This is a genomic window from Streptomyces sp. NPDC043854, assembly GCF_056436005.1.
In genome coordinates this window covers 40,049-62,669 of the sequence record NZ_JBWKDK010000032.1, presented here as the reverse complement: position 1 = coordinate 62,669, position 22,621 = coordinate 40,049, and the positions used below count along the sequence as shown (strand labels likewise).

General features: G+C 72.2%; 24 protein-coding genes, 5 tRNA genes and 1 pseudogene. 6 read left to right on the top strand and 24 right to left on the bottom strand.

Annotation, left to right across the window (positions count from 1 at the left end):
- Positions 1-5 precede the first annotated feature (5 nt).
- Positions 6-386 (top strand): winged helix-turn-helix transcriptional regulator, encoded by a 381-nt coding sequence (locus AC068A_RS25895; RefSeq protein ID WP_478588642.1) that lies wholly within the window; start codon positions 6-8, stop codon positions 384-386.
- On the opposite strand, the gene mutM is transcribed toward AC068A_RS25895, so the two are convergent.
- From mutM to AC068A_RS25850, 9 genes are all read right to left on the bottom strand, one after another.
- Positions 359-1,219 (bottom strand): bifunctional DNA-formamidopyrimidine glycosylase/DNA-(apurinic or apyrimidinic site) lyase, encoded by an 861-nt coding sequence (gene mutM, locus AC068A_RS25890; protein ID WP_478588641.1) that lies wholly within the window; start codon positions 1,217-1,219, stop codon positions 359-361. The genes AC068A_RS25895 and mutM overlap by 28 nt on opposite strands.
- Positions 1,220-1,371: 152 nt before the next feature.
- Positions 1,372-2,202, bottom strand: a complete 831-nt coding sequence (gene rnc / locus AC068A_RS25885) for a ribonuclease III (RefSeq protein ID WP_478588640.1) — start codon at positions 2,200-2,202, stop codon at positions 1,372-1,374.
- A gap of 19 nt (positions 2,203-2,221) precedes the next feature.
- Positions 2,222-2,395, bottom strand: coding sequence for a 50S ribosomal protein L32 (rpmF, locus tag AC068A_RS25880; RefSeq protein WP_026165248.1), 174 nt, complete (start codon positions 2,393-2,395; stop codon positions 2,222-2,224).
- A 2-nt stretch (positions 2,396-2,397) separates the two neighbouring features.
- A complete protein-coding gene (locus AC068A_RS25875; protein ID WP_478588639.1) occupies positions 2,398-3,108 on the bottom strand; it encodes a YceD family protein in 711 nt (236 codons plus the stop codon).
- A 69-nt stretch (positions 3,109-3,177) separates the two neighbouring features.
- Entirely contained in the window at positions 3,178-4,275 is a 1,098-nt protein-coding gene (locus tag AC068A_RS25870; protein ID WP_478588638.1) for a cell division initiation protein, read from the bottom strand.
- 104 nt (positions 4,276-4,379) lie between these two features.
- On the bottom strand, positions 4,380-4,859 hold the full coding sequence (gene coaD / locus AC068A_RS25865) for a pantetheine-phosphate adenylyltransferase (protein ID WP_478588656.1): 480 nt from the start codon (positions 4,857-4,859) through the stop codon (positions 4,380-4,382).
- 29 nt (positions 4,860-4,888) lie between these two features.
- Positions 4,889-5,467, bottom strand: coding sequence for a 16S rRNA (guanine(966)-N(2))-methyltransferase RsmD (gene rsmD / locus AC068A_RS25860; protein WP_478588637.1), 579 nt, complete (start codon positions 5,465-5,467; stop codon positions 4,889-4,891).
- A gap of 75 nt (positions 5,468-5,542) precedes the next feature.
- Positions 5,543-7,771 carry an ATP-dependent DNA helicase RecG gene (recG, locus tag AC068A_RS25855; RefSeq protein ID WP_478588636.1) on the bottom strand — a complete coding sequence of 743 codons (2,229 nt, stop codon included), beginning with the start codon at positions 7,769-7,771 and terminating at the stop codon, positions 5,543-5,545.
- A 16-nt stretch (positions 7,772-7,787) separates the two neighbouring features.
- A complete protein-coding gene (locus AC068A_RS25850; RefSeq protein WP_478588635.1) occupies positions 7,788-9,440 on the bottom strand; it encodes a DAK2 domain-containing protein in 1,653 nt (550 codons plus the stop codon).
- 240 nt (positions 9,441-9,680) lie between these two features.
- Here AC068A_RS25850 and rpmB point away from each other — a divergent pair, with 240 nt between their 5' ends.
- A complete protein-coding gene (gene rpmB, locus AC068A_RS25845; protein ID WP_064070327.1) occupies positions 9,681-9,866 on the top strand; it encodes a 50S ribosomal protein L28 in 186 nt (61 codons plus the stop codon).
- A gap of 158 nt (positions 9,867-10,024) precedes the next feature.
- On the opposite strand, the gene thiD is transcribed toward rpmB, so the two are convergent.
- Positions 10,025-10,828 (bottom strand): bifunctional hydroxymethylpyrimidine kinase/phosphomethylpyrimidine kinase, encoded by an 804-nt coding sequence (gene thiD / locus AC068A_RS25840; protein ID WP_478588634.1) that lies wholly within the window; start codon positions 10,826-10,828, stop codon positions 10,025-10,027.
- Positions 10,825-11,805 carry a thiamine-phosphate kinase gene (locus tag AC068A_RS25835; protein ID WP_478588633.1) on the bottom strand — a complete coding sequence of 327 codons (981 nt, stop codon included), beginning with the start codon at positions 11,803-11,805 and terminating at the stop codon, positions 10,825-10,827. Before AC068A_RS25835 ends, thiD begins: the two co-directional genes overlap by 4 nt.
- A 245-nt stretch (positions 11,806-12,050) precedes the next feature.
- Between AC068A_RS25835 and AC068A_RS25830 the strand changes: the two genes are divergently transcribed.
- Positions 12,051-12,284, top strand: a complete 234-nt coding sequence (locus tag AC068A_RS25830; protein WP_478588632.1) for an Lrp/AsnC family transcriptional regulator — start codon at positions 12,051-12,053, stop codon at positions 12,282-12,284.
- A gap of 62 nt (positions 12,285-12,346) precedes the next feature.
- Positions 12,347-12,811, top strand: a complete 465-nt coding sequence (locus tag AC068A_RS25825) for a DUF3515 domain-containing protein (protein WP_478588631.1) — start codon at positions 12,347-12,349, stop codon at positions 12,809-12,811.
- Positions 12,812-12,888: 77 nt separating this feature from the next.
- Here AC068A_RS25825 and AC068A_RS25820 read toward each other — a convergent pair whose 3' ends face one another.
- Genes AC068A_RS25820 through AC068A_RS25810 form a run of 3 tightly spaced genes read right to left on the bottom strand, consistent with a single transcriptional unit; the run spans position 12,889 to position 15,845 of the window.
- The gene (locus AC068A_RS25820; protein WP_478588630.1) at positions 12,889-14,046 is read right to left on the bottom strand and encodes a D-alanine--D-alanine ligase family protein; all 1,158 of its coding nucleotides are present in this window, start codon (positions 14,044-14,046) and stop codon (positions 12,889-12,891) included.
- Positions 14,047-14,085: 39 nt separating this feature from the next.
- The gene (locus tag AC068A_RS25815; RefSeq protein ID WP_478588629.1) at positions 14,086-15,096 is read right to left on the bottom strand and encodes an NAD(P)H-dependent glycerol-3-phosphate dehydrogenase; all 1,011 of its coding nucleotides are present in this window, start codon (positions 15,094-15,096) and stop codon (positions 14,086-14,088) included.
- Positions 15,093-15,845 (bottom strand): lysophospholipid acyltransferase family protein, encoded by a 753-nt coding sequence (locus AC068A_RS25810; protein WP_478588628.1) that lies wholly within the window; start codon positions 15,843-15,845, stop codon positions 15,093-15,095. Before AC068A_RS25810 ends, AC068A_RS25815 begins: the two co-directional genes overlap by 4 nt.
- Positions 15,846-16,014: 169 nt before the next feature.
- Here AC068A_RS25810 and cofC point away from each other — a divergent pair.
- A pseudogene (cofC, locus tag AC068A_RS25805) lies at positions 16,015-16,695 on the top strand (2-phospho-L-lactate guanylyltransferase); the annotation flags it as partial.
- A gap of 284 nt (positions 16,696-16,979) precedes the next feature.
- Here the strand turns inward: cofC and AC068A_RS25800 are convergent.
- From AC068A_RS25800 to leuC, 4 genes are all read right to left on the bottom strand, one after another.
- A complete protein-coding gene (locus tag AC068A_RS25800; protein ID WP_478588627.1) occupies positions 16,980-17,660 on the bottom strand; it encodes an HU family DNA-binding protein in 681 nt (226 codons plus the stop codon).
- A 144-nt stretch (positions 17,661-17,804) separates the two neighbouring features.
- On the bottom strand, positions 17,805-18,032 hold the full coding sequence (locus tag AC068A_RS25795; RefSeq protein WP_189811706.1) for an SCO5555 family protein: 228 nt from the start codon (positions 18,030-18,032) through the stop codon (positions 17,805-17,807).
- A gap of 137 nt (positions 18,033-18,169) precedes the next feature.
- Positions 18,170-18,763, bottom strand: a complete 594-nt coding sequence (gene leuD, locus AC068A_RS25790) for a 3-isopropylmalate dehydratase small subunit (RefSeq protein ID WP_478588626.1) — start codon at positions 18,761-18,763, stop codon at positions 18,170-18,172.
- Positions 18,764-18,766: 3 nt separating this feature from the next.
- Positions 18,767-20,191 carry a 3-isopropylmalate dehydratase large subunit gene (gene leuC / locus AC068A_RS25785; protein ID WP_478588625.1) on the bottom strand — a complete coding sequence of 475 codons (1,425 nt, stop codon included), beginning with the start codon at positions 20,189-20,191 and terminating at the stop codon, positions 18,767-18,769.
- A gap of 185 nt (positions 20,192-20,376) precedes the next feature.
- On the opposite strand from leuC, the gene ndgR reads away from it, so the two are divergent.
- On the top strand, positions 20,377-21,093 hold the full coding sequence (gene ndgR / locus AC068A_RS25780; RefSeq protein WP_030304142.1) for an IclR family transcriptional regulator NdgR: 717 nt from the start codon (positions 20,377-20,379) through the stop codon (positions 21,091-21,093).
- 191 nt (positions 21,094-21,284) lie between these two features.
- On the opposite strand, the gene AC068A_RS25775 is transcribed toward ndgR, so the two are convergent.
- The 6 genes from AC068A_RS25775 to AC068A_RS25750 form a co-directional block, all read right to left on the bottom strand.
- Positions 21,285-21,357: transfer RNA gene (locus tag AC068A_RS25775), tRNA-Glu, on the bottom strand.
- Between the two features lie 27 nt (positions 21,358-21,384).
- Positions 21,385-21,456, bottom strand: a tRNA-Gln gene (locus AC068A_RS25770).
- Positions 21,457-21,478: 22 nt separating this feature from the next.
- Positions 21,479-21,551: transfer RNA gene (locus AC068A_RS25765), tRNA-Glu, on the bottom strand.
- 61 nt (positions 21,552-21,612) lie between these two features.
- Positions 21,613-21,685, bottom strand: a tRNA-Glu gene (locus tag AC068A_RS25760).
- Between the two features lie 27 nt (positions 21,686-21,712).
- Positions 21,713-21,784, bottom strand: a tRNA-Gln gene (locus tag AC068A_RS25755).
- Positions 21,785-21,872: 88 nt separating this feature from the next.
- A complete protein-coding gene (locus AC068A_RS25750; protein ID WP_478588623.1) occupies positions 21,873-22,601 on the bottom strand; it encodes an HAD family hydrolase in 729 nt (242 codons plus the stop codon).
- Positions 22,602-22,621 lie beyond the last annotated feature (20 nt).

The window sequence follows — 22,621 nt, the reverse complement described above, 5'->3', positions numbered from 1 at the left end:
GCCGCATGGAGACGACAGCACTGCCGTTCGACGCCTTCGCACGGGCCTGCCCGTCCCGGGCGACCCTGGAGCACGTCACCGGCCGCTGGGGCAGCCTCACGGTGGGCGCCCTGCGCGACGGCTCCTGCCGTTTCAACGAGCTGCGCCGCAAGGTGGACGGCGTCAGCGAGAAGATGCTGTCGCAGACCCTCCAGGCGCTGGAGCGCGACGGCATCGTCCACCGCGAGGCACAGCCGACCAACCCGCCGCGCGTCGACTACGAGTTGACCCCGCTCGGCATCGAGGTGGCCGACCGGCTGCTCGCCCTCATCCACTTCCTGGAGGGCAGCATGCCGCAGGTGCTGGCCGCCCGGGAGTCCTACGACGCCACGCGCGGCGGCCGCTGACAGCGCGGGCAGAAGTAGCTGGACCGGTTCATCCAGGGGCGGCGCCGTATCGGGGTGCCGCAGCGCCGGCAGGGCTCGTCCTCGCGCCCGTAGGCGTCGAGCGAGCGGTCGAAGTAGCCCGACTCGCCGTTCACGTTGACGTAGAGGCTGTCGAAGCTGGTGCCGCCGACCGCGAGGGCCGCGTTCATCACGTCCCGGACGTGGCCGAGGAGTTCCGTGCTCCGCGGGCGCGTGAGGGCGCCGGTGGGGCGCTCGTAGTGCAGCCTGGACCGCCACAGTGCCTCGTCGGCGTAGATGTTGCCGACCCCGCTGATCAGGGACTGGTCGAGCAGCGCCCGCTTGACGGTGGTCCGCTTGGCCCGCAGTGCGCGGTGGTAGGCGTCCTCGTCGAAGAGCGGGTCCAGCGGGTCCCGTGCGATGTGCGCGATGACGTCGGGCAGTCCTTCGGCGGTGGTGTCGTGGAGCGAGAGCCCGCCGAAGGTGCGCTGGTCGACGAAGCGGAGCTCGGTGCCCGCGTCGTCCGTGAACCGGACGCGGATGCGCAGATGCTTCTCGTCGGGGGCGTCCTCGGGCTGCACCAGCAGCTGCCCGCTCATGCCGAGGTGGCCGAGGACGGCCAGCTCCCGCCCTTCCAGCGGCAGCCACAGGTACTTCCCGCGCCGCTGCGGCACGCCGATGGTCCGGCCGGCCAGCCGCGCGGCGAAGTCGGCCCCGCCGGCCGGGTGCCGGCGCACGGCGCGCGGGTGCAGCACCTCGACGGCGCCGACGGTCCGCCCGGCCACCCAGCGCTCCAGGCCGCGCCGGACCACTTCGACCTCGGGCAGCTCGGGCACGGTGTTCCTCCGGTGGGGTACGGCTTTCAGGGCTCCGCCGCGAGCCTACCGGCCCGCCGCCCCCGGCCGGCGCCCTCCCCGCGAACGCAGAACCGCCCGCCCCTGCGCGGCAGGGGCGGGCGGGAGGATCCGCGGGGGATCGGAAGGAAGGGTCAGGCCTTCGGCGCCGGATCGGCGGGGGTCGGCGACCCGCCTTCCCCGGCCGCGGCCGGTGCGCCGGCGGGGGCTGCGGCTTCCGCGGCCTTCCGCTCGTCCGCCGCGGCACGGATGCCGCGCCATGCGGACTCCGCCGCCTGCTGTTCCGCTTCCTTCTTGCTGCGGCCGGTGCCGGTGCCGTACGAGACACCACCGACGCGGGCGGCAGCCGTGAAGGTCTTCTCGTGGTCCGGACCGGTCTCGGTGACCAGGTACTCGGGCACGCCAAGGCCTTCGGCGGCCGTCAGCTCCTGGAGGCTGGTCTTCCAGTCCAGGCCGGCTCCGAGGTTCGACGACTTCTCGATCAAGGGGTCGAAGAGCCGGTGCACGAGCTCCGAGGCCGCTTCGAGGCCCTTGTCGAGGTAGACCGCGCCGATCACCGCTTCGAGGGTGTCGGCGAGGATGGAGGCCTTGTCCCGGCCGCCCGTGCCCTCTTCGCCCCGGCCGAGCCGGATGAAGGAGCCGAGGTCGAGGCCGCGCCCCACTTCCGCCAGAGCGCGCGAGTTGACCACCGCGGCCCGCAGTTTGGCCAGCTGGCCTTCCGGCAGGTCGGGGTGGGTGTTGTACAGCGTGTCCGTGACCACCAGGCCGAGGACGGAGTCCCCGAGGAACTCCAGTCGCTCGTTGGTGGGCAGGCCGCCGTTCTCGTACGCGTACGAGCGGTGGGTCAGTGCACGCACCAGAAGGGCGGACTCGAGTCGATACCCGAGCCGCCCTTCCAGAAGCGTGTGGGACGAGGCCGCGTTCTTACTGTCTGCCTGCTCTTCGGCGTTGGACAGCTCAGACATTGCGCCTCTCACCAGCCGCTCAGACCTCGAGGACCTGGCGCTTGTTGTAGGTGCCGCAGCTCGGGCACGCGATGTGCTGCTGCTTCGGCTCCTGGCAGCGCTCACACGAAACCAGGGTGGGGACCGCAGCCTTCCACTGCGACCGGCGGTGGCGCGTGTTGCTGCGCGACATCTTCCGCTTCGGAACAGCCACGGCTACTTCTCCTGCTTCTCGGCGGCGCTCTGAACGTCGTCAGATGCAGTGCCGCTCATGTTGTCCTTCTCGCCGTCCTGATCGGTCACGACGAGTTCCTGCAAAGCCGCCCAACGGATGTCGACGGCGTCGTGGTGGTGCTCCGGGTCCTCGTTCAGGCTGATCCCGCAGTCGGGGCACAGTCCGAGGCAGTCCTCCCGGCACACCGGCTGCAGCGGCAGTGCGAGCACCACCGCGTCGCGCAGCACGGGTTCGAGGTCGAACAAGCCGTCCTCAAGGTAGAGCGTGTCCTCGTCGTCCTCGGCGTCGTCGGCCGGCTCCGCCTTGGGGCGGCCCCGGTCGTCGGCGTCAGGGTACGAGAACATCTCCTGGAAGTCCGCGTCGATCTCGCGACCGACGGGCTCCAGACACCTTACGCACTCCCCCTCGGCCGATGCACGGACGGTGCCTGTGACAAGCACCCCTTCCATGACCGACTCCAGGCGGAGCTCGAGCTTCAGCGGGGCGCCCTCGGGCACTCCGATGACGCCGGCGAGACCGAGGTCCGCCGGAGCCGCGATCTCGCGGGACAGCCGCTGCATGGCACCAGGACGCCGACCCAGCTCGTGCGTGTCGAACACGAGGGGGTTGCGGTGGTCGAGGCGGGTGTTCAGGGCCGTTCCTGCTTTCACAGATCGCTGAAGATCAAGAATTCCGCCGCTCAAGGGCAGCATGGATCGCGACGCATACGCGCGACCGAACAGCCAGGATACCCGGCGCTCCGCCCTGAGCCCAATCCGGGTTCAGCGGCCCTGTTCGTACCCGCGCAGCTGGTCCAGGTTGATCATGCTCGTGTCGAAGAAGCTGGTCTCGTCGAGCGCGCCCTGCTGCGGGCGCCCCGCCCCCTGCTGCCCGTAGGCCGCGTACGGGTCCGGCTGCCCGCCGTAGGCCGCCGCGTACGGGTCGGGCTGAACCGGGGCCTGCTGCTGGTACCCGTACGGGTCCCCGTAGGAGGGCGCGGCGTAAGCCGCTCCGAAGGAGCCGCTGCCCGCAGCGGGGTAGCCGTCCTGCAGGCCGGGCTGCTGCCCGTAGCCGTACCCGTCGTACGCGGGCTCCGCCGCGGCCTGCGCCGGGATGACGGGGGCCGGGGCCGGGGCCTGGAGGGGCTGCGCCGGCTCGGCCAGCCCCGCCAGGAAGTCCGCGTCGCTCGCCGACCGGGACTGCGGCACTCCGGCGGCGTCCTGGGCGGCGATGTGGGCGCCCAGGTCGTCCGTGGGCACCCGGCCCAGGAGCTTCTGCCGGCCGCGGCCGACCGCCTCCAGGGTCTTGGTGAGCACCGCCTCGAAGGTCGCCAGCTTCGCGTCCACGTACGCGTCCGCCTGCCGGCGCCGGGCCTCCGGGTCGGCGCCGGGCTCGGGCGCGTCCGCGTCCGGGTAGCCGTGCTCGTCCAGCCCGGGCCCGCGGCCCAGCAGCTTCTCGCGGCCGCGGTCCACCGAGCCGATGGTCTTGCTGAGCACGACCTCGAAGTTCGCGAGCTTGCTGTCGACGTAGTCGTCGGCCTGCGCGCGGATCTCCGCGGCCTCCCGGTGCGCCTCGGCCAGGATCCGGTCCGCCTCGTCCCGGGAGCGGCGCGCGACCTCGGTGTCGGAGATCAGCGTGCCCCGCTGGACGTGCGCGGACTCGATGATCCGCTCCGCCTCGCGCCGGGCCTCCTCGACCATCTGCTCGCGGCCGCCGAGGAGCTCCTGCGCCTGCGCCAGCGAGCCCGGCAGCGCCTGGCGCACCTCGTCGAGCAGGGCGAGCAGCTCGGCGCGGTTGATCACGCAGGAGGCCGACATGGGCATGGAGCGGGCGCTGCCGACGGCCGCGACGATCTCGTCGAGCTTCTTCTGCACGTCCATGGGGGCTCGCACTTCCTCGGCCTCGGGGCGGTTCCCGAGACGGACGGGACGACTGTAAGCCCGCGGGGGCGGCGCCGGACACCGGCTGAGGCCCCGTCAGCCGGTCAGCGCTCGGCGAGCCGGGCGGTCAGGGCCGCGTGCACGTGCGGGGGCAGCAGGTGGGAGACGTCGCCGCCCCAGGCCGCGACCTCCTTGACCAGGGAGGAGGACAGGAAGCTGTAGGTGGGGTTGGTGGGCACGAACAGCGTCTCGACGCCGGAGAGCCCCATGTTCATCTGCGCCATCTGGAGCTCGTAGTCGAAGTCGCTGACCGCGCGCAGGCCCTTGACGATGGCGGGGATGTCGCGCTGCTTGCAGAAGTCGACCAGCAGTCCGTGGAAGGACTCGACCTCGACGTTGCCGTACTCGGCGGTCGCCTCGCGGATCAGCTCGATCCGCTCCTCGACGGTGAACAGCCCCTTCTTGGACTGGTTGATCATGACGGCGACGTGGACGACGTCGTACAGCCGGGAGGCCCGGCCGATGATGTCGAGGTGTCCGTTGGTGATGGGGTCGAAGGACCCCGGACAGACGGCGCGGCGCAACTTGGTCCCCTTGCTCTCCGGAGCGGTCATCATGACTCTTCGCTGGTGAAGGCGGCGCGGCCGTACCAGAGGGTGCCTTCGCCGTACTTGCGGGAGCGGAGCGGCTCGAATCCCTCGGGCCACGGGAACGCACCGCTCCTCGTGCCGCGCTCCACGGTGACGAGCGCATCGTCCGTGATCCAGCCGTTGGCGCGGAGTGTGAGCAGGATCTCGCCAAGATCTCCGTGGCTGACGGCGTACGGCGGGTCCAGGAAGACCACGTCGTACGGCTCCCCGCCGGCGGGAACGGCCACGATCTGCTCCGCCTTGCCCGCCCGGAACTCGGCGCCGGGCAGGCCCAGCGCCTTGATGTTGTCCCGGATCGCCTTGGCGGCCTTGGCGTCGGGCTCGACGAGCAGGGCGTGCTCCGCGCCGCGGGAGAGGGCCTCCAGGCCGACGGCGCCGGAGCCGGCGTACAGGTCGAGCACCCGGGCCCCCTCGACGCCGTGCAGCGACTCCCAGGTGGAGAACAGGCCTTCGCGCATCCGGTCCGAGGTCGGCCTGGTGCCGGTGCCGGGGGGCACGGCCAGCCGTCGCCCGCCGGCGGTGCCGGCGATCACTCGGGTCATCTGGGGTCCTTCACTACGGCGATCACAGCCTCTCCACGATATGCCGTGCCTCCAGGCACTTCCGCCCCGCCCTGCTCAGCCCTTCTCCAGGTACTGCTCCCGCTCGGCGTCGAGCAGGGCCTCCAGGGCGCCCCTGAGGCCCGGGAGCCGCTCCAGCTCCGGGTCGTCGGCGACCACGCGGGCGGCCTCCTCGCGGGCCTGGGCGATGACCTCCTCGTCCTCGATGACCGCGAGCATCCGCAGCGAGGACCGCACCCCCGACTGGGCCTGGCCGAGCACGTCGCCCTCCCGGCGCTGTTCGAGGTCGATCCGGGAGAGCTCGAAGCCGTCGAGCGTGGCGGCGACCGCGGCCAGCCGGGCCCGGGCGGGGCTCGCCTCGTGCATCTCGCTGACCAGCAGGCACAGGCCGGGCGCGGAGCCGCGGCCGACGCGGCCGCGCAGCTGGTGGAGCTGGGAGACGCCGAACCGGTCCGCGTCCATGATCACCATGACGGTGGAGTTCGGGACGTTCACACCGACCTCGATGACGGTGGTGGCGACCAGCACCTGGACCTCGCCGGCGGCGAAGCGCCGCATGACGTCGTCCTTGTCGGCCGGGTCCATCCGGCCGTGCAGCACCTCGACGGACAGCCCGGCCAGGGGGCCGCGCGCCAGCTGCTCGGCGACCTCCAGGACGGCCAGCGGCGGGCGCTTCTCGCTCTCGTCCTCGGGGGACGGCTTCTTCTTGCGCTGGTCGGCCTGGTCGACGTCGTCGCCGATGCGCGGGCAGACCACGTACGCCTGGTGGCCGGCCCCGACCTCCTCGCGGACCCGCTCCCAGGCCCGGGTGAGGAAGTGCGGCTTGTCCTTGGCGGGGACGACGTGGGTGGCGATCGGGGAGCGGCCGGCGGGGAGCTGGTCGAGGACCGAGGTCTCCAGGTCTCCGAAGACGGTCATCGCGACCGTGCGCGGGATCGGGGTCGCGGTCATCACCAGCAGGTGCGGCGTCCGCCTTTCCCCCCGGGAGTGCCCCTTGGCCCGCAGTGCGTCGCGCTGCTCGACGCCGAAGCGGTGCTGCTCGTCGACCACGACCAGGCCGAGGTCGTGGAACTGGACCTTGTCCTCGATGAGCGCGTGGGTGCCGATGACGATGCCGGCCTCGCCCGTGACCAGGTCGAGCAGGGCCTGCCGGCGCGCGGCCGCGCCCATCGAGCCGGTGAGGAGGACGACCTTGGTGCCCTGCTCGGAGCCGCCGAGCATGCCTCCTTCGGCGAGTTCGCCCATCATCTCGGTGATCGAGCGGTGGTGCTGCTGGGCGAGGACCTCGGTGGGCGCGAGCATCGCGGCCTGCCCGCCGCTGTCCACGACGGCGAGCATGGCCCGCAGCGCGACCAGCGTCTTGCCGGAGCCGACCTCGCCCTGGAGGAGGCGGTGCATGGGGTGCTCGGTGGCCAGGTCGTCGAAAATCTCGCGGGAGACGGTCTGCTGGCCCTCGGTGAGGGTGAAGGGCAGCTTGGCGTCGAAGGTGTCGAGCAGGCCGGCGGGGGCGGGGCGACGGGCGACGGCCGGCAGCTGGGAGTCGGCGTGCCGGCGGCGGGCCAGGGCGGTCTGGAGGACGAAGGCCTCGTCCCACTTCAGGCGCTGCCGGGCGTCCTCGATGTCGGCCTTCGTGCCCGGCCGGTGGATCTTCAGCAGGGCCTCGTGGAGCGGGACCAGGCCGCGGCCCTCGCGCAGGGCCGGCGGCAGCGGGTCCAGGGCTTCGCCGGCGCGCGGCAGGACGGCGTCGACGGCTTTGGCGATCTTCCAGGACTCCAGCTGCTTGCAGGCCGGGTAGATCGGGATGAGCTTGCCGGCGAAGGCCGCGGCCGCGTCGGACTCGCCCGCGTCGGCGCCCAGCGGCTCGTAGGCGGGGTGGGCCAGCTGGAGCTTGCGGTTGAACAGGGAGACCTTGCCCGCGAACATGGCCCGGCGGCCGGGCAGCAGCTCCTTGTGCGGCTTGTGCACGCCCGCGCCGAAGAACACCAGCTGGAGCCGGCCGCTGCCGTCGGTGATGGTCACCTCCAGGCGTTTGCCGCGGCCGCCGTTGAAGGTCAGGATCCGGGCGTCGGCGACCTGGGCGACGACGGTGACGTGCTCGTCGAGCTGGTCGGCGAGCCCCTCCAGCGAGGTCAGCTCGCCGCGCTCGGCGTACCGCCTCGGGTAGTGGTGGAGCAGGTCCAGGGCCGTGTGCAGGCCGAGCTGCTCGGCCAGCACCTTGGCGGTGGCGGGGCCGAGCGTCTTCTTGAGGTCTTCGTCGAGCGCGGGCACATGTTCATTGCACACCATGGCGCCGACAGGACGGCTATTCGACCCCGATCAGCAGGGGCGCCGAGTGGCGGCCGCCCCGGTAGACGACGGTGTCCACCGCCAGGTGCCCGTGCTGGACGTAGGCCTCCAGCCGTTCGGCGAGGGCGTCCGGCACCTCGGGGCCCAGGACCAGGGTGACGAGTTCGCCGCCGGAGCCGAGCATGCGCTCCAGGACCGCCTCGGCGGTGTCGGCGAGGCCGGAGCCGATGACGGCGACGTCGCCGTCGATGAGCCCGAGCACGTCGCCGGCCTGGCAGATCCCGGCGGAGGTGAAGGACTGCCGTTCGGCCACGGCGAGTTCCGCGTAGCGGGTGGCGCCGGCGGCCGCGGTCATGGCGACCACGTCCTCGTCGAAGGTGGCCTGCGGGTCGTGCACGGCGAGGGCGGCCAGGCCCTGGACGGCTGACCGGGTGGGGATCACGGCGACCCGGACGCCGTCGGCGCGGGCCCGCTCGGCCGCGGCGGCCGCGGCCGCGCGCTGGTCGGCCCCGCCGGGCAGCAGCACCACCTCGCGGGCGTGGGCCCGGCGGACGGCGTCGGCGAGCTCGCCGGTGTCGGGGGCCTGTCCGGGCGGGGTGAGGACGGTGGTCGCACCGGCTTCCGCGCACAGGCCGGCCAGGCCCTCACCGGGGACCACGGCGACCACGGCCCGCTGGGCGCGCTCCCCGCGCCCCCGGCGCCGCTCGTCGCCGAAGTGCGTGATGCGGATCCGGTAGGGCCGTCCGGCGACGACGCCGGCCTCCACGGCGGCGCCGGGGTCGTCGACGTGGACGTGGACGTTCCACAGCCCGTCGCCGCCGACCACGACGAGGGAGTCGCCGAGGCCGTCGAGCCGCCCGCGCAGCACCGCCACCGCCTCCTCGGCGGCCTCCAGCAGGTAGACCACCTCGTACGCGGGCCCCTCGTGCTCCTCGTGGGCGTCGCAGGGCCGCTGCTGCTGCGGTACGGGCACGGTGGCCCGGCCGCGGACCGCGTCCGCGGCGGGCTCGTGCCCGGACAGCGCCTGCCACAGCGCCCCGAGCACCGCGACCAGCCCGCAGCCCCCGGCGTCGACCACCCCGGCCCGGCCCAGCTCGGCCAGCTGCCCCGGGGTTTCGGCGAGGGCCGCGCGGGCCCCCTCGTACGCGGCCCGGGCGACGTCCGCGACGCTCCCGGCGGCCGTACCGGCGGCCTCCGCGGCGGTCTCGGCGGCCCGCGCCGCCGCGGCGGCCACGGTGAGCATGGTCCCCTCGACGGGGTGCGCGACCGCCTCGTACGCCTCCTGCGCGGCCCGGGTCAGCGCCTGGGCCAGCAGCCGGGCCGGTCCCCGCCCCGCCGGGTCGTCGCCCAGGACGTCGGCCACCCCGCGCAGCAGCTGGGCCAGGATGGTCCCGGAGTTGCCGCGGGCGCCTATGAGCGCGCCGTGCGCCCAGGCCCGTACGGCCTGGGCGAGGGGGGCGGCGGCCCCGGCGGCGTCGAGGGCGCGGTCGGCCGACTCGGCGGTGAGGTAGAGGTTGGTGCCGGTGTCCGCGTCCGCGACCGGGTAGACGTTGATCGCGTCGATGTCCTCGCGGGCCCGGTCCAGCGCGGCCAGGGCCAGCGAGCTCCAGGTGCGCACCGCTTCGGCGTCGAGCTCGTCGAAGGGCTGCGGCTGCGGCTCGTGCGGCACCGGGCGTTCCTCCTTGTGCGGGCCAGGGTTCACCGCAGGGTAACGAAGCGCCTCCGGGACCCGGGGACCGCGGGGCGGGCCCGGCGGCGGCCGTGGTAGTTTTCTTGGACGGCAGCAGCCGTTGTATGCTGCTCCGGTTGCCCGATGAGAGTCGGGTTTTTCCCCGGCAAACCACTTCAGATTTCTGATCCGGTGCGCCGGATTTCACTGTAAGTGCATCTGAAGTCTTTGGAGTGACCTGTGGCTGCCAACTGCGACGTTTGCGGCAAGGGGCCGGGCTTCGGCAACAACATCTCGCACTCGCACCGCCGTACGTCCCGTCGCTGGAACCCGAACATCCAGCGCGTGCGTGCCGTGGTCAGTGGGACGCCGAAGCGCCTCAACGCCTGCACCTCGTGCATCAAGGCCGGCAAGGTCTCGCGCTGACGCGTCCCGTCGTCGTAGCGCAGCCCTTTCCGGTTGCCAGGAAGGCCGGTCCACCTCGTGGACCGGCCTTTTGCCTTGCGGGAGTCCTTTCCCTGCGGGAAGCCCGCCGCATCTCCTGATGCGGCGGGCTTCCGTCCGTTCACGGGCCGGCGGGTGCGTCAGCGGCGCCACTGCCAGGCGTGGTCCACCGGTCCGATGCCGCCGCCGAGCGCGAAGCCGGCCGCGATGGCGCCGGTCACGTACTCCTTGGCCGCCATGACGGCCTGCGGCACGTCCTGTCCCTTGGCGAGCCCGGCCGCGATCGCGGCGGCGAGGGTGCAGCCGGTGCCGTGGGTGTGCCGGTTGTCGTGGCGCGGGGAGCGCAGCCAGAGCTGCGTCCCGCCGTCGGTCAGGAGGTCGGCGGCCTCGCCGCCGTGGGCGGCCAGGTGCCCGCCCTTGATCAGCGCCCACTCGGGCCCGAGGGCGAGGACGGCGTCGGCGGCGCGCCGCATGTCGTCCTCGCTCTCCACGACCACTCCGGTGAGCTGGGCCACCTCGTCCAGGTTGGGCGTCGCCACCGTGGCCCGCGGCAGCAGCTCCCCGCGTACGGCGTCCAGCGCCGAGGCGGCGAGCAGCGCGTCCCCGTGCTTGGAGACCCCGACGGGGTCCACGACGGCCGGGGCGCCGGTGGCCGCCAGCAGCCCGGCCACGGTCTCGACCAGGGCGGCGGAGGAGAGCATCCCGGTCTTCACGGCCTGGACGCCGATGTCGTCGGCGACGGCCCGGTACTGGGCGGTGACGGCCTCGGCGGGCAGCTCCCAGACCCCGCGCACCCCGAGGGAGTTCTGCGCGGTCACGGCGGTCACCACGCTCATCCCGTGCACGCCGAGCGCGAGCATGGTCTTGAGGTCGGCCTGGATGCCGGCGCCACCGCCGCAGTCCGATCCGGCAACGGTCAGGCACAGCGGTGGCGCGTCGTTCATCGGGCAGTCTCCTCGGTGGAGTCGGGGCCGAAGTGGTCCCAGCCGCCGGTGCTGGTCCAGGGCGCCCCGTCCACGGTCACCTGGGGCAGTGCGGACCGGTTCAGCACCTCTCCGATGACCTTCCAGCGGGCGGGCAGCTTCACGTCGGGCGGGAAGGTCGCCACGATGGCGTGATCCTCTCCCCCGGTGAGCACCCACTGCAAGGGGTCGACACCGACCGCCTGCCCGATGTCGTGCATCTGCGTCGGGATGTCGACGGCCGCCGAGCGCAGGTCGATCCGTACCTTGCTGGCCTCCGCGATGTGCCCGAGGTCGGCGATCAGGCCGTCGCTCACGTCGGTCATGGCGGTGGCGCCGAGTCCGGCTGCCGCGGGGCCGGCGTGGTAAGGGGGCTCGGGGCGCCGGTGCGCCTCGACGAAGGCCCGCGGGGAGCGGAAGCCGCGCTTGAGGACCGCGTAGCCGGCCGCGGACCAGCCGAGCCAGCCGGTGACGGCGACGACGTCGCCGGGCTGGGCGCCGGAGCGCAGCACGGGCTCGTGGTTGCGCAGGTCGCCGAGGGCGGTGATGGAGACGGTGATGGTGTCGCCGCGGACGACGTCCCCGCCGACCACGGCGGCTCCGGCGACCTGGCACTCGTCGCGCAGGCCGTCCATCAGCTCGGTGGGCCAGGTGACCGGCAGCTCGGCCGGGACGACCAGGCCGAGCAGCAGCGCGGTCGGCACCGCGCCCATGGCGGCGATGTCGGCGAGGTTCTGTGCGGCGGCCTTGCGTCCGACGTCGTAGGCCGTGGACCAGTCGCGCCGGAAGTGCCGGCCCTCCAGCAGGATGTCCGTGCTCGCCACGACCCTGCGGTCGGGGGCGGACACCACTGCGGCGTCGTCGCCCGGCCCGAGCCGGACCGCCGGGGTGGTGGTGAGCCGTGAGGTGAGCTCCCGAATGAGCCCGAACTCCCCCAGCTCGCCCACAGTGCCCTTCATCGCTGTGCCCCTTCTTGCCCAGTCCGCTTGCGGTCGCGCCCCGTCACAGCTCTGGGTACCGTCAACTGATACGTCAACTTCTTCTCTTCGCACGCCCCGCTGTGCGTGGCGCCGATCACCCGGGTCTCCCCGTGGTGCACGGCGACGCGGTACCGTGGCGTCCCTTCTTCCCCGGGCCCACCCGCTGTCCGTGGGCCCATCCTGAGGTTAGGGGAATCGATCCTCGTGGCCGCTCTGGAGGTTCCGTGGTACAGGCGTACATCCTCATCCAGACCGAGGTGGGCAAGGCGTCGGTCGTCGCCGAGTCCATCAGCCAGATCCCGGGGGTGATCCAGGCGGAGGACGTGACGGGCCCGTACGACGTGATCGTGCGCGCCCAGGCGGACACCGTGGACGATCTCGGCCGGATGGTGGTCGCCCGCGTCCAGCAGGTGGAGGGCATCACCCGCACCCTGACCTGCCCGGTGGTCCATCTGTAGCCCCCGTCTACTCTTGGCCGGTGATGTCATTGCACCGCCGGCCGCTCCGTGTCCGTGTCCGTGTGCCCGCTCTGTCCGCCCTGGTCGTGGCAGCCGCCCTCGCGGGCTGCTCCCCGGGCGGCGGCGCGGCCCGGGTGGACCCGCCGCCCGCACCGCCCGCCGACGTCGCCGGGTTCTGTGCGGCGCTGCACAAGGAGCTCCCGGAGACGGTGGCCGGTCTGGAACGGACTCCCACCGAGCCGGAGTCCGGTCTGACCGCCGCGTGGGGCGGCTCGGCGATCGTACTGCGGTGCGGTATCCCCAAGCCCGCCAAGATGGCCGATCCCCGGCAGGAGGGGGTCCACGTGAACAACGTGGCCTGGCTGCTGGAGAAGCTCGACGACGGCTCCTTCCGGTTCACCACCGGGATGCGGCTGGCGTACACGGAGGTGCGGGTCGACAAGGAGCACGCCTCGGACGCGGGGATGCTGGTCGGGCTGTCCGCCGCGGTGGCCGAGACCGTTCCGGAAGGGATCTCCTCGTACTGACACACCGACCGCCCGCCGGGAATCCCGGCGGGCGGTTTCGCGTGTGCGGGCGGGCGGGCCGCCCCGCCGGGCCGCGGCTAGCGCAGCCCGGTGGAGCGGCGCAGGGCCGCCTGGATCAGGCGGTCCACCAGCTCCGGGTACGAGATGCCCGTCTCCTGCCACATGCGCGGGTACATGGAGATCGGCGTGAACCCGGGCATGGTGTTGATCTCGTTGATGACGAAGGTGCCGTCCTCGGTGAGGAAGAAGTCGGCGCGCACCAGGCCCTCGCAGGATGCGGCCTCGAAGGCCTCGATCGCGAGCCGCTGCACCTCGGCGGTCTGCTCCGGGGTGAGCGGGGCGGGCACGATGCCCGCGGCGGAGTCGATGTACTTCGCCTCGAAGTCGTAGAAGTCGTGGGCGGAGACCGGCGGGATCTCGGCGGGCGCGCTCGCGCGCGGCCCGTCCTCGAACTCCAGCACCCCGCACTCGATCTCGCGGCCGCGCAGCAGCGCCTCCACGATGACCTTCGGGTCGTGGCGGCGGGCCTCGCGGATCGCGGCGTCCAGCCCGGAGACGTCGTCGACCTTGGTGATGCCGATGGAGGACCCGGCCCGGGCGGGCTTGATGAACAGCGGCCAGCCGTGCTCGCCGGCGAAGTCCAGGATCCGGGCCTTGGCGGCGTCCGCGTCGGCCTCCCACTCGCGGGGGCGGACGGTCAGGTACGGGCCGACCGGCAGGCCGAAGGAGGTGAAGACGCGCTTCATGTACTCCTTGTCCTGGCCGACGGCCGAGGCCAGGACGCCCGAGCCGACGTACGGGACGCCGGAGAGCTCCAGCAGGCCCTGGAGGGTGCCGTCCTCGCCGTACGGGCCGTGCAGCATCGGGAAGACGACGTCGACCTCGCCCAGTGCCTTGGGGACGGCGCCCGGCTCGGTGTACACGACCTCGCGGCTGGCCGGGTCGACGGAGAGCACGACGCCGCCCTCGTCGGATTCCGCGAGCTCCTCGACGCTCGGGAGCCTGCGGTCGGCGATGGCCATCCGCTCGGGCTCGTCGGCGGTCAGCGCCCACCGCCCGTCCGTGGTGATGCCGATGGGCAGCACCTCGTACTTGGAGCGGTCGATGGCGCGCAGCACGGCGCCCGCGGTGACGACCGAGATGGCGTGTTCCGAGCTGCGGCCGCCGAACACGACGGCCACGCGGGGCTTGCGGCCCTGCTGCTCAGGGGTCTGGGGGAGGTTCTCGCTGCTCATATCGCCACGAGGGTACCCGCTCATGCGTCCGGAAAGGAGTCAGCGGCGTTCCGGTTTGGCGCTGCGTGCCATGAGCTCCTTCAGGGCGACCAGCGGGGGCTTGCCGTGGTGGACGATCTCGACGACCGTGTCGGTGATCGGCATGTCGACCCCGTGGCGGCGGGCCAGATCGGCCACCGACTGGCAGGACTTGACGCCCTCGGCGGTCTGCTTGGTGACCGCGATGGTCTCCTCCAGGGTCATCCCGCGGCCGAGGTTGGTGCCGAAGGTGTGGTTCCGGGAGAGCGGCGAGGAGCAGGTGGCGACCAGGTCGCCGAGGCCGGCGAGACCGGAGAAGGTCAGCGGGTCGGCGCCCATGGCCACGCCCAGCCGGGTGGCCTCGGCCAGGCCCCGGGTGATGAGCGAGCCCTTGGTGTTGTCGCCGAGGCCCATGCCGTCCGCGATGCCGACGGCGAGGCCGATGACGTTCTTCACGGCGCCGCCGAGCTCGCAGCCGACGACGTCGGTGCTGGTGTACGGGCGGAAATAGGCGGTGTGGCAGGCCGCCTGGAGGCGCTGGGCGACGGCCCCGTCGGAGCAGGCGACGACCGCGGCGGCGGGCTGCCGGGCGACGATCTCGCGGGCCAGGTTGGGGCCGGTGACGACGGCGACCCGCTCGGCGGGCACCTTGGCGACCTCCTCGATGACCTCGCTCATCCGCTTGGCCGTGCCCAGTTCGATGCCCTTCATCAGCGAGACGAGGACGGTGTCGGGCGCCAGCAGCGGAGCCCATTCGGCGAGGTTGCCGCGCAGGGTCTGGGAGGGGATGGACAGGACGGTGAAGTCGGCGCCGCGGGCGGCCTCGGCCGGGTCGGTGGTGGCGCGCAGGTTCGCCGGGAGCTCCACGCCGGGGAAGTAGTCCGGGTTGGTGCGGCCGGTGTTGATGGCTTCGGCGACCTCCGGGCGGCGGGCCCAGAGGGTGACCTCGCAGCCGGCGTCGGCGAGCACCATGCCGAAGGCGGTGCCCCAGGAGCCCGCCGAGAAGACGGCTGCCTTGACGGGACGCGTCACTTGGAGGCCTCCCCCGCGGCCTTGCGCCGCTGTTCCGCCCGGGCCTTGCGGTGGTCGTAGGGCCGGTCGGGCGCCTTCTCCCCGCGCAGCTCCTCCAGGAGGGCGGTGATGGCCGCCATGATGGCCTCGGTGGCCTCCTTGAGGACCTCCGGGGTGGGTTCCCGGTCGTAGTACGCGGAGAGGTCCACCGGCGGCCCGGCGAGCACCTGGAGGGTCTTGCGCGGGAACAGCCGGACCTTGTCCTCCTCGGCGTACGGCGGCATGGCCAGGTTGGCGCCCCACTGGGCCACCGGGATGACCGGCACCTTGGTCATCAGCGCGACGCGGGCGGCGCCGGTCTTGCCGGCCATCGGCCACACCTCGGGGTCGCGGGTGAGGGTGCCCTCCGGGTAGAAGGCCACGCACTCGCCGCACTCGATGGCGTCCACGGCGGCCCGGAACGCGTCCAGGGCGTTGGTGGTCTCGCGGTAGACGGGGATCTGGCCGGAGCCGTGCAGGATGGCGCCCACGATCGGCACCTTGAACAGGGCGGCCTTCGCCAGGAAGCGGGGAACGCGGCCGGTGTTGTACTGGAAATGCGCGTACGAGAGCGGGTCCAGGTACGAGTTGTGGTTGACGGCGGTGATGAATCCGCCGTCGGCCGGAATGTGCTCCATTCCCCGCCAGTCCCGCTTGAAGAGCACCACCAGCGGCGGTTTTGCGATGACCGCCGCCAGGCGGTACCAGAAGCCGATTCTGCGGCGGGACACTCGGACACCTTCCTCTGGGCTCGGAACCGGTGCACGGTTGGGGCACCTCGTCGGCCGCAAGTGTGGCCTTGGGACCGGTCTCTGTCGAGAACACCGTACGCCCCGCCCGGTCCGCCGCAGCCCCCGGTCGGCCGGCGGCGGCGACAATGGACCGATGCATGACCGGCTCATGGCCCGGCCATGGCACGCGCGGGTGCCGCCGGGCACCGGAGGGAAGGGGTCCGCCACGAACGCCGTCTGGAGCCTGGTGATCCCGCTGAAGCCCTTGGCCGTGGCCAAGAGCCGCCTCGCGGCCGCCGTGGGCGCCTCGCGGCCGGGGCTGGCGCTGGCGTTCGCGCAGGACACCGTGGCGGGGGCGCTGGCCTGCCGGGCGGTGGCGGATGTGGTGGTCGTCACGGACGACGCGCGGGCGGGGGCGGAACTGGCCCGGCTGGGGGCGCGGATCGTGCCGGACGGGCCGGGCGCGGGCCTCAACGCGGCACTGGCCCACGGGGCGCGGGAGATACGCGCGGCCCGGCCCCGGGCGGCGCTCGCCGCCATGAACGCGGATCTTCCGGCGCTGCGTCCGCCGGAATTGCTACGCGTGCTCGAAGCGGCATCCGTATTTCCCCGGGCATTTCTCGCGGATGCCGCGGGAATCGGTACGACCCTGCTTTCCGCCGGCCCGGAGACGGAATTGGCACCCTCGTTCGGAGGGCCGTCGAGGGCCCGGCATTCCGCGTCGGGGGCGGCGGAAATCGCCCTGTCGGGGGTGGACAGCGTGCGCCGGGACGTGGACACGGGGGCGGACCTGCGCCGGGCGCTGTCCCTGGGCGTCGGCCCCCACACGGCCCGATACAGTGCCGGTATGCAGGCGACCGCGTACACCTACGACCCCCAGACCCGCAGCGGCAGTGTGCTGCTGGACGACGGCACGCCGGTGCCGTTCGACGCCCCGGCGTTCGACGCGGGCGGGCTGCGGCTGCTGCGCCCCGGCCAGCGGGTCCGGATCGAGACCTCGGGGGAGGGCGCGGGTCTGCGGATCACCCTGGTCACCTTGCAGACGTTCTGACGAAGAAATCGCCTGACCTGCGATGACGCACCGCGGGCCGGCTCCCCTCGGGGGAAGCCGGCCCGGCGTGTGAGACGTGCGCCCTACTTCTTGCGGGCGGTGGTCTTCTTTGCGGCGGTGGCGGTCTTCTTCGCGGCGGTCGAGCGCGCCGTGGTCTTCTTGGCCGGGGCCTTCTTCGCGGCGGCCTTGGTGGCGGGCGCGGTCTTCTTCGCGGCGGCCGTCTTCTTGGCGGCCGTCGTCTTCTTCGCCGCGGCGGTGGTCTTCGCCGCCGTCGCCTTCTTGGCCGCGGTGGCCTTCTTCGCCGCCGCAGTCGTCTTCTTGGCCGCCGTGACCTTCTTCGCCGCGGCCGCGGCCGTCTTCTTCACGGCGGCCTTCTTGGCGGCGGTGGTCTTCTTCGCCGCGGCCTTCTTGACCGTGGCGGAAGGGCCGCCGGTCAGGCTGCCCTTGGGCGCCTTCTTCACGGCCACCTCGTCGCCCTTGGGGAGCTTCTTGGTGCCGCTGACCAGGTCCTTGAAGCCCTGGCCCGCGCGGAAGCGGGGAACCGAGGTCTTCTTGACCCGGACGCGCTCACCCGTCTGCGGGTTGCGGGCGTAGCGGGCCGGCCGGTCGACCTTCTCGAACGAGCCGAAGCCCGTGACCGAGACCCGGTCACCGGCGACGACCGCGCGGACCATGGCGTCCAGTACCGCGTCGACAGCGTCGGCGGCCTGCTGGCGGCCGCCCAGCTTGTCGGCAATCGCTTCTACGAGCTGCGCCTTGTTCACGTCTTCCCCTTCGGAGACCTCGCCAGAACGAATGTGTTCAAGCTTATTTCGCACGTTAGGCGGATATATACCGCAAATCAAACACGAAACGGGCTAATCACCCTAGTGCCGCAACGGAAGTGCCCGTTGCGGAGTTCCTTCGCATCAGTCGCCTTCAGGGAATCGACCCTCGTCAAGGTCCTTCATCAACCTGTCCAGGCGCCTTGCCGCATCGGCGAGATCATGCTTCGCCGCGGCCGTGACGACCAACAGCTTCCGGGACAGCGCCATCCTTACGCCCTCCGGGACTTGCAGTGTGCGCACCCGTGTGTGTGCTTCTTTCAACCGGTCCGCGACGAGTTGGTAGAGCTCCAGTTGACTGTCGCGTTCCATGCACAGATTGTGCCATCTGGGGCGAGTTGTCGCCTCACGGGGCCTCAACACAGGACTGTGCCCCCCGCCGTGGGGCGGGGGGCACAGTGTTGTCCATGTGATCTTCAGGGGGTGAATAACCCCTGATCAGGCTGTAATCAGGCGCGAACCGTACGCGGCTTGAAGGCGGGCCGGGCGCTTTCGTACGCGGCGATGTCGGCTTCGTTCTGAAGGGTGAGCGAGATGTCGTCCAGCCCCTCCAGCAGACGCCACCGGGCGTTGTCGTCGAGTTCGAACTCCGCCTCGATGCCTGCCGCGCGGACCTGGCGGGCGACCAGGTCGACGGTCACCTCGGCGGCCGGGTCGGCCTCGGTCAGCTCCCACAGGCGGTCGACGGTCTCCTGCGGCAGGACGACCGTCAGCAGCCCGTTCTTCAGCGAGTTGCCGCGGAAGATATCGGCGAAGCGGGAGGAGATGACCGCCTTGAACCCGAAGTTCTGGAGGGCCCAGACGGCGTGCTCCCGGGAGGAGCCGGTGCCGAAGTCGGGGCCGGCGATCAGCACCGTGGCGCCCGCGCGCTCGGGGCGGTTGGTGACGAACTCGGGGTCCTTGCGCCAGGCCTCGAAGAGCCCGTCCTCGAAGCCGTCGCGGGTGATCTTCTTCAGCCAGTGGGCGGGGATGATCTGGTCGGTGTCGACGTTGCTGCGGCGCAGCGGCACGGCCCGGCCGGTGTGGGTGGTGAAGGCTTCCATGGTTCAGACTCCGGCGGTGGCGTGGACGTCGGACAGGTCGGCGGGCGAGGCCAGGTGGCCCAGCACCGCGGTGGCGGCGGCCACCTGCGGGGAGACCAGGTGCGTGCGGCCGCCCTTGCCCTGCCGGCCCTCGAAGTTGCGGTTGGAGGTGGACGCGGAGCGCTCACCGGGGGCCAGTTGGTCGGGGTTCATGCCCAGGCACATGGAGCACCCGGCGTGCCGCCACTCGGCGCCGGCCTCCTTGAAGACCTTGTCCAGGCCCTCCTCGACCGCCTGGAGGGCGACGCGGACCGAGCCGGGGACGACCAGCATCCGTACGCCGTCGGCGACTTTGCGGCCCTTGATGACATCCGCGACGGCGCGCAGGTCCTCGATCCGGCCGTTGGTGCAGGAGCCTACGAAGACGGTGTCCACCTCGATGTCCCGCAGCGGCTGCCCGGCTGTCAACCCCATGTATTCCAGGGCCTTTTCAGCGGCCAGGCGCTCCGAGGCGTCCTCGTACGAAGCCGGATCGGGGACGCTGGCCGACAGCGGGGCGCCCTGGCCCGGGTTGGTGCCCCAGGTGACGAACGGCGACAGGGCGGCGCCGTCGATGACGACCTCGGCGTCGAAGACCGCGTCCTCGTCGGTGCGCAGGGTCTTCCAGTAGGCGACCGCGGCGTCCCAGTCCTCGCCGGTCGGGGCGTGGTCGCGGCCCGCGAGGTAGTCGAACGTGGTCTGGTCGGGGGCGATCATGCCCGCGCGGGCACCGGCCTCGATCGACATGTTGCAGATGGTCATGCGGGCTTCCATCGACAGCTTCTCGATGGCCTCGCCGCGGTATTCGATGACGTAGCCCTGGCCGCCGCCGGTGCCGATCCTGGCGATGATCGCCAGGATCAGGTCCTTGGCCGTGACGCCCTCGGCCAGCTCGCCCGTGACGGTGATGGCCATCGTCCTGGGGCGCGCCATGGGCAGCGTCTGGGTGGCCAGGACGTGCTCGACCTGGCTGGTGCCGATGCCGAAGGCCAGCGCGCCGAAGGCGCCGTGCGTGGAGGTGTGCGAGTCGCCGCAGACCACGGTGGTGCCGGGCTGGGTCAGGCCGAGCTGCGGTCCCACGACGTGGACGACGCCCTGCTCGACGTCGCCGAGCGGGTGCAGGCGTACGCCGAACTCGGCGCAGTTCTTGCGCAGCGTCTCCAGCTGGGCCCGGGAGACCGGGTCCGCGATCGGCTTGTCGATGTCGAGGGTGGGGGTGTTGTGGTCCTCGGTCGCGATGGTGAGGTCGAGACGGCGGACCTTGCGGCCGGCCTGCCGCAGGCCGTCGAAGGCCTGGGGGCTGGTCACCTCGTGCAGCAGGTGCAGATCGATGAAGAGGAGGTCGGGCTCGCCCTCGGCGCGCCGGACGACATGGTCGTCCCAGACCTTCTCCGCGAGTGTCCTACCCATCGCTTTCCCTCCGGCCGGCCGGTGTGGCCGGCGCTTCATAGAGATGTGGTGCGCCTGATCGCCGGCAGCCCGTATGCCGGACGACGGCCTCGGACCCAGTGGTTCGTGGACCCGCACATACAGACTCGCTGTTTCTTGGAAAAATTGAACTTGCGTTTCACAGTGTGAGACGTGAATATCGTTTCATGGACAACTCTAGCGGCGTCGGCGTTCTCGACAAGGCAGCTCTGGTTTTGAGCGCACTGGAGTCCGGTCCGGCCACCCTCGCCGGGCTGGTCGCGGCGACAGGGCTCGCACGACCCACGGCACATCGCCTGGCCGTGGCACTGGAACACCACCGGATGGTGGCGAGGGACATGCAGGGCCGGTTCATCCTCGGACCGCGGCTGGCGGAGCTCGCCGCCGCAGCCGGCGAGGACCGCCTGCTGGCCACGGCGGGACCGGTACTCACCCACCTCCGTGACGTGACCGGGGAGAGCGCGCAGCTCTACCGCCGGCAGGGGGACATGCGCATCTGCGTGGCGGCCGCCGAGCGGCTGTCCGGTCTGCGGGACACCGTCCCGGTGGGCTCCACGCTCCCGATGAAGGCCGGCTCGGCCGCGCAGATCCTCATGGCCTGGGAGGAGCCCGAGCGGCTGCACCGCGGCCTCCAGGGCGCGCGCTTCACGGCGACGGCCCTGTCGGGCGTCCGGCGGCGCGGCTGGGCGCAGTCGATCGGCGAGCGCGAGCCCGGTGTGGCGTCCGTCTCGGCGCCGGTGCGCGGGCCGTCGAACCGCGTGGTGGCCGCCGTGTCGGTCTCCGGGCCGATCGAGCGCCTGACCCGCCACCCCGGCCGGATGCACGCCCAGGCGGTCATCGACGCCGCCGCGCGCCTCACCGAGGCCTTGCGCCGCTCCGGCTGACCTCCCGGCCTTCTTCCCCCTCCCCCGGCCCGGGGGCGCGTACGACGCCGCACACGTCCGAACGCGCGCCTCCGGGCCCGTCCTTGTGCACTGCGCCACGGGTGGGCCCGCACACGGCGGCGGGGCGGCGGTCGGGGCGGTGAACGACGAAGAGGCCCTCCGCGATGGACGCGGAGGGCCTCTTCAGTGCGTACCCCCGACCGGATTCGAACCGGCGCTACCGCCTTGAGAGGGCGGCGTGCTAGGCCGCTACACAACGGGGGCATGCCTTACAGCTTGCGCTGTACTGCGCTGGGCTACCAGGACTCGAACCTAGAACAAAGGAACCAGAAACCTTCGTGTTGCCAATTACACCATAGCCCAAGGTGGTCTAAACCAACCTGAGTACCCCCGACCGGATTCGAACCGGCGCTACCGCCTTGAGAGGGCGGCGTGCTAGGCCGCTACACAACGGGGGCCCTAGCGATCCTGCATCAAGATGTCCGGGAGCTACCCAGGACCCCTCGCGGGAAGGATCTGTACCCCCGACCGGATTCGAACCGGCGCTACCGCCTTGAGAGGGCGGCGTGCTAGGCCGCTACACAACGGGGGCTAAGCACTGCGAAACTGCTGCACTGCGCTGGGGTACCAGGACTCGAACCTAGAATAAGGGAACCAGAAACCCTCGTGTTGCCAATTACACCATACCCCACCAGAAGTCAACCCCTTGCGGGATTTTCCTTCGGGCTGCGCCCCCGGCTTCCGGCCTTTCGGCCCGCCCCGGCGGCGCAGAAAGAACATTACCGGATGGCTGACCGTGCTCCAAAACGGGTATCCCCGGCCAGCAGCTCCGGCAGCTGCGCAAGCCCCTCGATCCGGTGTACGCCGGCGGGTGCGGGCCCCCGGTCGCCGCTGCGGTCGAGCCACACCCCGGTCAGTCCCGCGTCGCGGGCGCCCCGGGCGTCGATCTCCGGCTGGTCGCCCACGTAGGCCACCTCCCCGGGAGCCAGCCCCAGCGCCTCGCAGGCCGCGCGGAAGGCCGCCTCCTCGGGCTTGCTGACCCCCAGCTCGGCGGCGCAGACCAGCACCTCGAAGCGCTCGCGCAGGCCGAGGGCGCGCAGCTTCGGGTCCTGGTTGGCGCTGGAGGAGTTGGAGAGCACACCGTGCCGGTGGCTGCCCGCCAGGGCGTCCAGGGCGGGCACGACGTCGGGGAACACGGTCCAGGCGGCCTTGTAGTGCTCCACGTACCGGTCGAACCAGGCGTCGGCCTCCTCGTCGCCCATCGCGGGCTCGCCGAGGAAATCCCGCACCCGGTCCCGGCGCTGGCCCTGGAAGGTCGCCTCGCCGGCCGCGAAGCGCTCCCAGTGCCGGGTGGTGGTCTCCCGCCACCGGGCGAGCGCCTGCTCCGGGGACCCGTAGCGCCCGGCCAGGCCCTCCTCGGCGAGCCGGCGGGCGAGCCCGGCGGTGTCCGCCCCCGTGTAGTCGAACAGGGTGTCGTCGATGTCCCACAGCACGGCGCGGATCGGCATACCGCCGAGGCTACGCCGCC